This is a genomic window from Ancylobacter sp. TS-1 (genome assembly GCF_009223885.1).
Classification (GTDB): Bacteria; Pseudomonadota; Alphaproteobacteria; order Rhizobiales; family Xanthobacteraceae; genus Ancylobacter.
On record NZ_CP045144.1, the window covers coordinates 3,951,501 to 3,963,437 of the forward strand.

Annotated in this window: 11 protein-coding genes; 3 read left to right on the forward strand and 8 right to left on the reverse strand. The window is 69.3% G+C overall.

All coding sequences use genetic code 11. The annotated features are described in order from the left end of the window. The first annotated feature begins 19 nt into the window (after positions 1-19). The 3 genes from GBB76_RS18555 (at position 20) to GBB76_RS18565 (ending at position 2,867) form a co-directional block, all read left to right on the forward strand. Entirely contained in the window at positions 20-1,678 is a 1,659-nt protein-coding gene (locus tag GBB76_RS18555) for a lysine--tRNA ligase (protein WP_152304680.1), read from the forward strand. A gap of 73 nt (positions 1,679-1,751) precedes the next feature. Continuing rightward, positions 1,752-2,300, forward strand: coding sequence for a hypothetical protein (locus tag GBB76_RS18560; protein ID WP_152304681.1), 549 nt, complete (start codon positions 1,752-1,754; stop codon positions 2,298-2,300). A 66-nt stretch (positions 2,301-2,366) separates the two neighbouring features. Next, positions 2,367-2,867, forward strand: coding sequence for a cupin domain-containing protein (locus GBB76_RS18565; protein ID WP_152304682.1), 501 nt, complete (start codon positions 2,367-2,369; stop codon positions 2,865-2,867). A 116-nt stretch (positions 2,868-2,983) separates the two neighbouring features. Here GBB76_RS18565 and GBB76_RS18570 read toward each other — a convergent pair whose 3' ends face one another. The 8 genes from GBB76_RS18570 to dnaN all read right to left on the reverse strand — a co-directional run bounded on the left by GBB76_RS18570 (position 2,984) and on the right by dnaN (position 11,750). Beyond that, positions 2,984-4,675: a thiamine pyrophosphate-binding protein gene (locus GBB76_RS18570; protein WP_152304683.1), complete on the reverse strand. Its 1,692-nt coding sequence runs from the start codon at positions 4,673-4,675 to the stop codon at positions 2,984-2,986. 83 nt (positions 4,676-4,758) lie between these two features. Next, the gene (locus GBB76_RS18575; RefSeq protein WP_152304684.1) at positions 4,759-5,241 is read right to left on the reverse strand and encodes a DUF2214 domain-containing protein; all 483 of its coding nucleotides are present in this window, start codon (positions 5,239-5,241) and stop codon (positions 4,759-4,761) included. A gap of 20 nt (positions 5,242-5,261) precedes the next feature. Next, on the reverse strand, positions 5,262-5,654 hold the full coding sequence (locus GBB76_RS18580; RefSeq protein WP_246668979.1) for a DUF6152 family protein: 393 nt from the start codon (positions 5,652-5,654) through the stop codon (positions 5,262-5,264). 214 nt (positions 5,655-5,868) lie between these two features. Then, positions 5,869-8,310: a DNA topoisomerase (ATP-hydrolyzing) subunit B gene (gene gyrB, locus GBB76_RS18585; protein ID WP_152304685.1), complete on the reverse strand. Its 2,442-nt coding sequence runs from the start codon at positions 8,308-8,310 to the stop codon at positions 5,869-5,871. Between the two features lie 56 nt (positions 8,311-8,366). Beyond that, positions 8,367-8,981 carry a LysE family translocator gene (locus GBB76_RS18590; RefSeq protein ID WP_152304686.1) on the reverse strand — a complete coding sequence of 205 codons (615 nt, stop codon included), beginning with the start codon at positions 8,979-8,981 and terminating at the stop codon, positions 8,367-8,369. 61 nt (positions 8,982-9,042) lie between these two features. Further along, a complete protein-coding gene (locus tag GBB76_RS18595; RefSeq protein WP_152304687.1) occupies positions 9,043-9,456 on the reverse strand; it encodes a VOC family protein in 414 nt (137 codons plus the stop codon). A 3-nt stretch (positions 9,457-9,459) separates the two neighbouring features. Beyond that, the gene (recF, locus tag GBB76_RS18600; protein WP_152304688.1) at positions 9,460-10,638 is read right to left on the reverse strand and encodes a DNA replication/repair protein RecF; all 1,179 of its coding nucleotides are present in this window, start codon (positions 10,636-10,638) and stop codon (positions 9,460-9,462) included. Further along, the gene (gene dnaN / locus GBB76_RS18605; RefSeq protein ID WP_152304689.1) at positions 10,635-11,750 is read right to left on the reverse strand and encodes a DNA polymerase III subunit beta; all 1,116 of its coding nucleotides are present in this window, start codon (positions 11,748-11,750) and stop codon (positions 10,635-10,637) included. Before dnaN ends, recF begins: the two co-directional genes overlap by 4 nt. Positions 11,751-11,937: the final 187 nt, after the last annotated feature.

Consider the following 11,937-nt stretch of genomic DNA (forward strand, 5'->3'; position numbering starts at 1 on the left):
AAGCCCAGGAGGGCCTATCATGACGGCGACCGCTCAGGTCGAGGATGTTGCAGCCGAATTGCGGGAGCTCGCGGAGAACGCCGGCGCCTGGCCGTTCGAGGAAGCGCGCAAGATCGTCGAGCGCCTGAAGCGGAAACCGAAGTCCGAAGTCCTGTTCGAGACCGGCTACGGCCCCTCGGGCCTGCCCCATATCGGCACGTTCGGCGAGGTGGCGCGCACGACCATGGTGCGCCACGCCTTCCATGTGCTGACCGAGGGCAAGATCCCGACGCGCCTTCTGTGCTTCTCCGACGACATGGACGGCATGCGCAAGATTCCGGAGAACGTGCCGGATCCGGTCGCGCTGCGCCCCTATCTGCAGATGCCGCTGACCAAGGTGCCGAACCCGTTCGGCGGCGGCTTCCCGAGCTTCGGCGACCATAATAACGCGATGCTGCGCCGCTTCCTCGACACGTTCGGCTTCGACTACGAGTTCGCCAGCGCGACCGAGTATTATTTCTCCGGCAAGCTCGACGCCGTGCTGCTGAAGGCGGCGGAGAAATACGAGGCCATCATGGAAGTGATGCTGCCGACGCTCGGCGAAGAGCGGCAGGCGACCTATTCGCCGTTCCTGCCGATCTCGCCGGTCTCGGGCCGCGTGCTCTATGTCCCGCTCAAGAATGTGGACGCCAAGGCCGGCACCGTCACCTTCACCGACGAGGACGGGGTGGACAAGACCGTCCCCGTCACCGGCGGTCATGTGAAGCTCCAGTGGAAGCCGGATTTCGGCGCCCGCTGGGCGGCGCTCGACGTCGATTTCGAGATGTTCGGCAAGGACCACCAGACCAACGCGCCGATCTATGACCGCATCTGCGAGATCATCGGCGGCACCGCGCCCGAGCATTTCGTCTACGAGCTGTTCCTCGACGAAAACGGCCAGAAGATTTCGAAGTCCAAGGGCAACGGCCTGACCATCGACGAGTGGCTGACCTATGCCAGCCCGGAGAGCCTGGCGCTCTACATGTTCCAGTCGCCGCGCTCGGCCAAGAAGCTGCATTTCGACGTCATCCCGAAGGCGGTGGACGAGTATTTCGGCTTCCTCGCGCGCTATCCCTCGCAGGACTGGAAGAACCGGCTCGGCAACCCGGTGTGGCACATCCATTCCGGCAACCCGCCGGTGGAGGAGCTGCCGCTCAGCTTCGGCCTGATGCTCAAGCTCGCCTCGGCCTCCAACGCCGAGGAAAAGGGCGTGCTGTGGCGCTTCATCGAGCGCTACGCGCCCGGCACCTCGCCGCAGACCCATCCGACCCTCGACCAGCTCGCCGGCTATGCCGTGCGCTACTTCGTCGACCGGGTGAAGCCGCGCCGCGTGTTCCGCCTGCCGGACGAGGTGGAGGCGCAGGCGCTGGCCCGTCTCGACGCCGCGCTGGCCGAAGTGGATGGCGAAGACCGCGACGCGATCCAGAACGCCGTGCTCGACGTCGGCCGCGCCGAGCCGCGCTATCAGGACCACAAGCGCAAGAGCCCCACCGGCGGGCCGGGCGTCACCTTCGCCTGGTTCAGCGCGCTCTACGAGCTGCTGCTCGGCGAGAAGGAAGGGCCGCGCTTCGGCTCCTTCGTCGCCGCCTACGGCATACCGGAGACGCGCGCGCTCATCGCCCGGGCGCTCTCGGGCGATCTCGCGCGCGGGGCGGCCTGAGCCCCCCGGGATAATCGGCCGTGCCGCTCCACCGGGGGGCGGCACGGCCCTCCAACGATCCAGAGGCGCCTTGATGCCCCGGCGACGCAAGGGACAGATCGACCTCAGGGTCGACGATCCTCAGCAGCTTCTCGACATGCTCGATCCGTTCCCGTTCCGCGAGCGCGGGCTGGACGGCGATGTCGACGAATACATCGTCGAGCATGCCGAAGGGGTGCCTGCGGAGGTGCCGCTCGCCATTTCCATTCATTTGCCGGAGGTGCAGGCGGCCGGGCCGCTGGCGCAGGGCCTGCCGGGCATCTTCCAGCAGCATTTCCACGGCCAGGCGGAGCGGCGCGGCGTCGAGCTGTCCCGCCTGTTCAGCGTCGGGCGCAAGGCGCTCGTGGTCGGCCTGCTCGTGCTGGGGCTCTGCCTCGTCGTCGGCCAGACGCTGGTGAAGCTGTTTCCCGACTCCCGGCTGGCCGAGGTGGTGATGGAAGGCCTCATTATCTTCGGCTGGGTGGCGAACTGGCGGCCGATGGAGATCTTCCTGTTCGACTGGTGGCCGCTGGTGAAGGAGCGCCGGCTCTACCGGCGCCTCGCGCAGGCGGCGGTCAGCGTCGTACCCTTCGAGAAGGCCTGAAGTCCTCATCCCGGCTTTCGCCGCGCCCGGCGCCGTCCTAGGCTGGCGGAAAATGGGAGGACGCCAATGAGCAAGGACCACGGCCACCGGCACGACCCGGCGCTGGACGACCACTGGAAGCACAATGGCGTGCGCGTCATCAAGGGCGACCGGCTCGACCCCAACACCGCGCAGACGCCGGGCATGTTCCGGCAGGCGGCGATCAACCACGCCCGCGTCGGCGCGCAGAAGATCTGGGCCGGCACCGTCTCCATCCAGCCCAACGCCAAGACCGGCGTGCACCATCACGGGGCGCTGGAAAGCGTCATCTACGTGGTGCGTGGGCGCGCCCGCATGCGATGGGGCGACCGGCTGGAATATGTCGCCGAGGCGGAGGCGGGCGATTTCATCTTCGTGCCGCCCTATGTGCCGCATCAGGAGATCAACGCCGACCCCGATCACCCGCTCGACTGCGTGCTGGTGCGCTCCGACAATGAGGCGGTGGTGGTGAACATCACCGATGTCGAGCCGGCCGAGAAGCCGGAGGAAGTCTACTGGGTCGATCCGATCCACCGGGCGCCGGAATAACCTGTCCAGGGCGTCATCCCGGACGGTCCGGCAGGACCGATCCGGGATCGTTCCGGTCTTTCGTCACACGATCCCGGCTCTCCGGCATCGCCTGCGGCCGGGAGGACGGCGAAGCTTCATCCCACCGAGCGCGCCGCCAGCGACTTCGCGCGCAGGGCGCTGAGCGAGGTGGTCGGCGTGATCGCTTCCGGGTCGAGCTTCACATGCACGATGGCCGGCAGCCCGGAGGCGAAGGCGGCATCGAGCGCGGGGGCGAAGGCGTCGTCGGTCTCCACCGTCACGCCGAAGCCGCCGAAGGCGCGGGCATAGGCGGCGAAGTCCGGGTTCCTCAGCGCCGTGCCGAAGACGCGGGTGGGGTATTCGCGCTCCTGATGCATGCGGATGGTGCCGTACATGCCGTTGTCGACCACCACCGCGACGATGGGCGCGTCATATTGCAGGGCGGTGGCGAATTCCTGGCCGGTCATCAGGAAGTCGCCGTCGCCGCACACCGCCAACACCGCGCGGCCCGGATGGGCGAGTTTTGCCGCCACGGCCGCCGGCAGGCCGTAGCCCATGGAGCCGGAAGTCGGGGCGAGCTGCGTGCCATAGGCGCGGAAGCGGTGGAATCGGTGCACCCAGATGGCGAAATTGCCGGCCCCGTTGCAGATGACGGCGTCCTTCGGGAGATGGCGCAGATAGCGCACCAGCGTCGCCATCTGCACCGGTCCGGCATTGGCCGGCGGCTCTTCGGTCCAGGCGAGGTAGTCGGCTCGCGCGTCCGCGCGCCAGTCGGCCCACGCGATGGCGTTAGGCGGCTGCACGCCCTCCAGAGCCGCGGCGAAGGCGCTCGACGAGGCGTTGATGGCCAGCGTCGGCTGGTAGACCCGGCCCAGTTCCTCGGGGTCGGCATGGACATGCACGAAGGGCACGCCCGGATCGGGAATGCCGAACAGGCTGTAGCCCTGCGAGGGCACCTCGCCGAGCCGCCCGCCGGCGAGGATCACCAGATCGGCCTGCTTGAGCCGGGCGATCAGCGCCGGGTTGACCGAGAAGCCGATGTCGCCGGCGAAGCTGTCATGGTCGGCGGGAAACAGCATCTGGCGGCGGAAGCTCACCGCCACCGGCAGGTCGAAGCGTTCGGCGAAGCGCACGACGGAGGCGACCGACTTCTCGTTCCAGCGCGCGCCGCCGAGGATCATCACCGGACGCTTCGCCGCCCACAAAAGGCGCTGAAGGCGCATCATGTCGGTGAGGCCGGGCCAGGTCTCGACCGGCTCCACCGCCGGCGCGTCCGGCACGCCCGCGATCTCGCTCAGCACGTCCTCGGGCAGGGCGATGACCACCGGGCCGGGCCGGCCCTGCGTGGCGACGCGGAAGGCGCGCGCCACGATCTCCGGGATGCGTGCCGCCTCGTCGATCTCCACCGCCCATTTGGCCAGCGTGCCGAACACGGCGCGGTAGTCGACCTCCTGAAACGCCTCGCGCCCGCGCATTGAGCGCGCGATCTGGCCGACGAACAGGATCATCGGGGTCGAATCCTGCTGGGCGATGTGCACGCCCGCGCTCGCATTGGTCGAGCCGGGACCGCGCGTGACAAAGCAGATGCCCGGCCTGCCGGTGAGCTTGCCCGAGGCCTCCGCCATCATCGCCGCGCCGCTTTCCTGCCGGCAGACGACGAACTCGACATCGGTGTCGGCCAGCGCGTCGAGCACGTCGAGATAGCTCTCGCCCGGAACGCCGAAGGCACGGGTGACGCCGTTGGCGAGAAGGGCATCGACGAGAAGGCGGGCGCCGGTACGGGCGGCAGGGGAGGCGGGGCTGGTCATGGCGATGGCACGGGACTCGAAGCTGGAAAGGCCGGGACTTTAGTCCCGGCGCAGCGCGAACGCGAGTGGGCTTGCCCTCGCCATCAGACGAAGCCGATCGAGCGTCCGGCCACCAGAACGGCGAGCCAGAGGAGGGCGGAGGCCGCCGCCGAAAGGCGCACGCCGCCGCTGGCCGGGTTGCCCTCGATCGCGCGCGCATAAGCCGGGTTGGCGTGCTGGACGACGACATTGGCCAGTGCCGCCGCCAGAAGGCCGAGCTTGATCTGGAAGGCCGGGTTCTGCGCGTATTCGGCCGGCTGCACGCTGAACAACCAGAGCCCGGTGACGATCGCCAGCCCGGCGCCGACGGCCGCCACGCGGGCATTCAAGGGGCCGAGCACGGCGAGCGGCACGGCGCGCAGGCCGCCGAGCAGGCGCAGATCCAGCACGAGGATGGCGCCGAGCAGCAGTCCCACGCCGAGAATGTGGGCGGCGTTCACCGAGAGATAGGCGATCCAGGATTGCCGCAGCGCACGGGCGCCGGGCCAGTCGGCGAGCGCGGCGAGGAGGCCCGACGGATCGTCCATGCCCGCCTCGCTCAGTCGCGTCAGTTGGAGCCGATGCGCTCGGGATACATGTCGTAGTTCCGGCCGGCGATGGTGATGCGCACGGCTTTCATGTGGGCCTTGGAGATGTCGCTGTTGCGGTTGCCAAGAACGGTGATGGCGTCGCCCGGCTTCGCGCTCTCGCCGGTGAAGCCGGAACTGGCGGTCTGGCGCGGATTGCCGAGGTCAATCTGCCAGAGCGTGCCATCGCGCCCGGTCACTTCGAGCGAGGGATGGGGCGGGGCCATCGAGATGGTCTTGATGGTGCCTTCCAGCGTCATCTGTTCGCTCTCGGCCCAGCTCCAGCCGTGATGGGCGAAAGCAGGCACGGCGAAGGCGAGCGGTACGGCGAGGCTGGCGGCGAGAAGGCGGCAGGCTCGAAAGGTGGTGGCCATAGGGCAGCTCCTGACATTGCGGAGATCCCTCAGACTATGGCGTGCCTTCATGGCAGAACGACCCGCCATCGCCTCACATTTTCGCCAGCGGGGAGGCACAACCCTGTCCGGCATCCCGGCCGCTGCACAGCGGAGAGGCCGGATCGTCTTCTTTCCGGCACGCGATCCCGGATCGGTCTGCGACCGTCCGGGATGACTCATGCGTGAACGCGTCTCAGACGTCGACGCTGGCGCGCAGCGCGTTGTCTTGGATGAACTCGCGGCGCGGTTCCACCACGTCGCCCATCAGGCGGCTGAACAGGTCGTCGGCGTCGGCGACCTCCTTCACCTTCACCTGCAGCAGCGAGCGGGCGTTGACGTCGAGCGTGGTCTCCCAGAGCTGTTCGGCGTTCATCTCGCCGAGGCCCTTGTAGCGCTGGAGCGAAATGCCCTTGCGGCCGGCATCGGTCACGGCGTCGAACAGGTCCATCGGGCCGTAGACGAGCGTCTCGGCGCCCTTGCGGCGCAGCGTGGACGGGTCGGCATGGACTTCCTGCAGGTCGGCGGCGAGGGCGTCGAGGCGGCGCGCCTCGGCCGAGCCGACGAAGGTGGCGTCGAGCACGGCGACTTCCTTCACGCCGCGCACGGTGCGGGTGAAGCGGAAGCCGGCGGAATCCGCTTCGCCGATCCAGCCGCGCTCGGTGTCCTCGGCGATCAGGTCGAGCCGCCGGGCGATGAGGGCGGCGGTCTCGGCGGCGCGCTCCTCCTCGATCAGCAGACCCGGCGTGAAGCCGCCGGCAATGGCCGCCTGCTCGACCGCCGCGCGGTTGTAGCGCGGGTGCAGGCCGTTCATCACGTTGCGGAAGGAGCGCGCGCTTTCCAGCACGTGGTGAAGGTCGGCGGCGACCCGCACTTCGCCCGAGGCGAGGTGCAGCGAGGCGTCGTCGAGCCCCTGCTGGATCAGGTAGTCCTCCAGCGAACGCTCGTCCTTCAGATACTGCTCGGACTTGCCGCGGGTGACCTTGTAGAGCGGCGGTTGGGCGATATACACATGCCCGCGCTCCAGCAATTCCGGCATCTGGCGGAAGAAGAAGGTCAGCAGAAGGGTGCGGATGTGGGAGCCGTCCACATCCGCGTCCGTCATGATGATGATCTTGTGGTAGCGCAGCTTGTCGGCGTTGAAATCGTCGCGACCGATGCCGGTGCCGAGCGCGGTGATCAGCGTGCCGATCTGCTCGGAGGACAGCATCTTGTCGAAGCGGGCGCGCTCGACATTGAGGATCTTGCCGCGCAGCGGCAGGATCGCCTGGAAGGCGCGGTTGCGCCCCATCTTGGCCGAGCCGCCGGCCGAGTCGCCCTCGACGATGAAGATCTCGGACTTGGCCGGGTCGCGCTCCTGGCAGTCGGCGAGCTTGCCGGGCAGGGAGGCGACGTCCAGCGGGTTCTTGCGGCGGGTGAGCTCGCGCGCCTTGCGCGCCGCCTCGCGGGCGGCGGCGGCCTCGACCACCTTGGTAACGAGCGACTTGCCTTCGGCCGGGTGCTCCTCAAGCCAGGTGCCGAGCGCGTCGTTGACCAGCGCCTCGACCACCGGGCGCACCTCGGAGGAGACCAGCTTGTCCTTGGTCTGCGAGGAGAATTTCGGGTCCGGCACCTTCACCGAGAGAACGGCGGTCAGGCCCTCGCGGCAATCCTCGCCGGTGGGGTCGACCTTCTCCTTCTTGGCGATGCCGGTGCGCTCGGAATAGCCGATCACCTGGCGCGTCAGCGCGGCGGCAAAGCCGGTGAAGTGGGTGCCGCGGTCGCGCTGGGGAATGTTGTTGGTAAAGCAGAGCACGTTCTCGTGGTAGCCATCGTTCCATGACAGCGCGCACTCGACGGTGATGCCGTCGCGCTCGGCGCGGATCACCACGGGCCGGGGCAGCAGCGCCTGCTTGTTGCGGTCGAGATACTGCACGAAGGCCTCGACGCCGCCCTCATACATCAGCTCCTCGCGCTTCACCTCGGCGTGGCGCGCGTCGGTCAGCACGATGCGCACGCCGGAATTGAGGAAGGCGAGTTCGCGCAGGCGATGTTCCAGCGTGGCGTAGTCGAATTCGACCTTGGTGAAGGTGCCGGTGCTCGGCAGGAACGTCACCATGGTGCCGCGACGGCCTTCCGGCGCCGGGCCGACCTTGCGGAGATCGGCCTCCGCGTCGCCGTGGCGGAAGCGCATCGTGTATTCGTAGCCGCTGCGCCAGATCGTCAGGTCGAGCCAGGTGGAAAGCGCGTTCACCACCGAGACGCCGACGCCGTGCAGGCCGCCGGAGACCTTGTAGGAGTTCTGGTTGAACTTACCGCCAGCGTGAAGCTGGGTCATGATGACCTGCGCCGCCGAGACGCCTTCCTCCGCGTGGATGTCGGTCGGAATGCCGCGCCCGTTATCCGTCACCGTCACCGAGCCGTCGGCGTTCAGCGTCACCGTCACCTCGTCGGCATAGCCGGCGAGCGCCTCGTCGATGGCGTTGTCGACCACCTCGTAGACCATGTGGTGCAGGCCGGAGCCGTCGTCGGTGTCACCGATATACATGCCCGGGCGCTTGCGCACGGCGTCCAGCCCGCGCAGCACCTGGATCGACTGCGCGCCATAGTCCTCGCCGTTGGCAGCGGCAGCGGCGGCGGCGTTGTCGGGTTCGGCCATGGATACAGCTCTTCGAATCGTTTGAATTGACTTGAGTTTATACCGCAATCACGCGGTTATTTCGTGGCCACCAGAACCGCCGCGCCGGCCATGGCGGTGCCGCAGGCGCGGTTGATCAGGCGCACCCCGGCGACGCTGCCGACAAGGTGCCGTGCGCGGTGCGCCAGCACCACATAGCCGCCCATGACCAGAGTGAGGACGGCGGCGATGATGCCGCACAGTTCCGCGAAGCCGAGCATCGACAGGTGGTCGAGGTCGACGATGGTCGGCAGCAGGGCGAGGTAGAAGGCCATGGCCTTCGGGTTGCCGAGCGTCATGCCGAGCCCGGTGAGGAAGAGGCCCAGGCGTGAATCCGTCTCGCGAATCTGTACCGCCTCGCCGATGCGGCCCGATGCGGTCCACAACTTCCAGGCGAGGTAGACGAGATAGGCGGCGGCCGCGAGACGCACGATCACGAACAGTGAGCCGAGCGCGGCGGCAAGGGCGGCAAGGCCCAGCGCGGCGGCGGCGAGCCACACCATGTCGCCGAGCACGATGCCGGCGACCAGCGGCGCCGCGCCGTCCCTGCCGCGCACCAGCGTGCGGGCGACGAGCGCGATCACGCTCGGCCCCGGCGAGGCGGCGGCCAGAGCGAGGGCGGCGGCGAAAACGATGAGGTCCAGGATAGCCATGCTGCCATCACGTGCGCGCACGCGCGCGGGACACAGCACATACGTCTTCCGGCCGTCTCTTTCAAGGCAAAGCAGGCGTGTCGCCGGGATAGGCGCGGTGGCAGACCGCCTCGATGCGGTTGCCGTCCGGGTCGCGCACGAAGGCGGCGTAGTACGAGGCGTGGTAGTCCGGCCGCAACCCGGGCGGGCCGTCATCCTGCCCGCCATGGGCGAGGGCGGCGGCATGGAAGGCCGCGACCGCGGCGCGGTCGGGCGCGCGAAAGCACCAGTGCCGGTTGTCGGCCGCCACGACCCCACGCGAGGCGAGCACGGTGAGGTAGCTGTGGCCGTCATCCCCCGGCCGGTTGCGGATGCCGTAGCCGACGCGATCCTCCCCGCGCCGCACGCAGGGCACGCCGAGCGCCGCCATGATCGCGTCGTAGAAGGGCAGGGCACGGCCGAAGTCGGAGACGGTGATCGAGACGTGATCGAGCATGGGCTACTCCTTGAGCGGCACGACATGGCCCGGCGTGACGGCGAAACGCTCCGCCCGCGCGCCGAGCGCGGCGAAGGCGGAAGGATCGGCTCCGGTCATCCAGACCTGCCCGCCCAGCGCGTCGAGCGCCTCGAACAGGGCGGCGCGGCGCACCGGATCGAGATAGGCCACCACATCGTCGAGCAGCATCACCGGCGCGCGCCCGGCCATCTCGCCGACGAGGCGGGCATGGGCGAGCGCCAGCCCGATCAGCAGCGCCTTCTGCTCGCCGGTGGAGCCCTGCGCGGCGGGGATCGCCTTCGGGCCGTGGCCGACCGTCAGGTCGGTGAGGTGCGGGCCCTCCAGCGTGCGGCCGGCGGCGCGGTCGCGCGGTCGCGCGGTGCGCAGGGCGAGGCGGTACTGGTCCTCGACCACGGTCGCCGGCTCGCGGCCGAGCGCGCGCTCGATCTCACCCTCCAACGCCACGCTTGCCCAGGGAAAGGGCGAGGCGTCGTCGCGCTCGGCCTCGCGGGCCTTGGCGATGCCGGCGGCGAGGCGGCGCACGGACTCCAGCCGCGCCGCCGCCACCGCGATGGCCAGCGCAGCCAGTTCCTGTTCCACGGCATCGAGATAGCGGGGATCGGTGCCGGGCTCCTCCAGCAGCCGGTTGCGGGAGCGCAGCGCCCGCTCCAGCGCGTTGACCCGCGCGCCGTGCTCGGCATCGACCGCCAGTACGAGGCGGTCGAGAAAGCGCCGCCGTTCCGAGGGCGGGCCGATGAACAGCCCGTCCATATCAGGGGTCAGCCAGACCACGCGCACATGGTCGGCGAAGGCGGCGGCCGAGCCTACCGGCTCGCCGTCGATGCGGCAGCGCCGCGAGCGCGCCTCCCCGCCATCGGCCTCGATGCCGGTGCCGAGCGACACCTCGCCATAGGCGCCCTCGACGAGCGCGGAGACGGCCCAGCCGGCGGCCTGCGTGCCGTCGGGACGGCGCGCGGCGAACTGGTCGAGACCGGCGCGGCGCAGGCCGCGCCCGGGGGCCAGCAGCGAGATGGCTTCGAGCAGATTGGTCTTGCCGGCGCCATTCGGCCCCATCAGCACGACCGGACCCTCGCCGGCCCGGATCTCGGCGGCGTGGTAGCTGCGGAACTCCGTGAGGCGGAGCCGGATGATGCGGGCGGCGGGAGCGGTGCGCGGGGTCACACGCGCATCGGCATCAGCACATAGAGCGCGCCGCGCTTGTCCGGGTCCTGCACCAGCGTGGGCGAACCGGGATCGGCGAGCTTCAGTTCGGCGGTGCCGCCTTCGATCTGCGAGGTGATATCGAGCAGGTAGCGGCTGTTGAAGCCGATATCGATCGGCTCGGCGGCGTACTCGACCTCGATCTCCTCGGTCGCGCTGCCCGAATCCGGGTTGGTGACGGACAGGGTGAGCTTGCCGTCGGCGATGGAGAGTTTAACCGCCCGCCCGCGCTCGCTCGCCACCGTCGAGACGCGGTCGACGGCGGCGGCGAAGTCCGCCTTGTCGACGATCAGCGTCTTGTCGTTGCCGAGCGGGATGACGCGGCCATAGTCGGGGAAGGTGCCGTCGATGAGCTTCGAGGTCAGCACCACGCGGTCCAGCGAGACGCGGATCTTGGCGGTGGAGAGTTCGACCGTCACCTCGGCGTCGGCGTCCTCGGCGAGCCGCTGGATTTCGGCGACCGCCTTGCGCGGCACGATGACGCCCGGCATGCCGATGGCGCCGGCGGGGGCCGTCGTCTGCGCCTGGGCGAGGCGGTGGCCGTCGGTCGCGACGGCGCGCAGCACCGGCCCGCCGGCATCGGCGACATGCAGGTAGATGCCGTTGAGATAGTAGCGGGTTTCTTCCGTCGAGATGGCGAACTGGGTCTTGTCGACCAGGCGCTTGAGCTCGCCGGCCGGCAGGGTGAAGCGGTGCGTCATCTCGCCGGCGGCGAGATCAGGGAACTCGGCTTCCGGCAGGGTCTGAAGGGCGAAGCGCGAGCGTCCGGCGCGCACGGTCAGCGTGCCGCGGTCGCCGGAGGTCTCGAACTGCACCTGCGAGCCCTCGGGCAGCTTGCGCACGATGTCGTAGATGGTGTGCGCCGGCACCGTGGTGGCGCCTTCCTCGGCGACCTCGGCGGCGATGGTCTCGACGATCTCGATATCGAGATCGGTGGCGCGTAGCGCGAGGCCGCGCGCGTCGGTACGCAGCAGCACGTTGGCGAGGATCGGAATGGTGTTGCGCCGCTCGACGACACGATGGACGTGGGCCAGGGACTTGAGCAACTCGGACCGCTCGACAGTGACCTTCATGGCCGCGACACCCGTGCAAAACGAGAGAGGGAAGGTGCACGGAGCGCGGACGGCGCAGGCGTCGCCCGGCCACGCGCCCCGGGCAGACGGCGCGGGCGCGCCGCCGGGGGCGACGACATTGCCGCCAGCCTTGCCGCAAGGCAAGCGGCGGTGGGCCCTATGGGCCGAATTAGTGGGGAAATCTGCG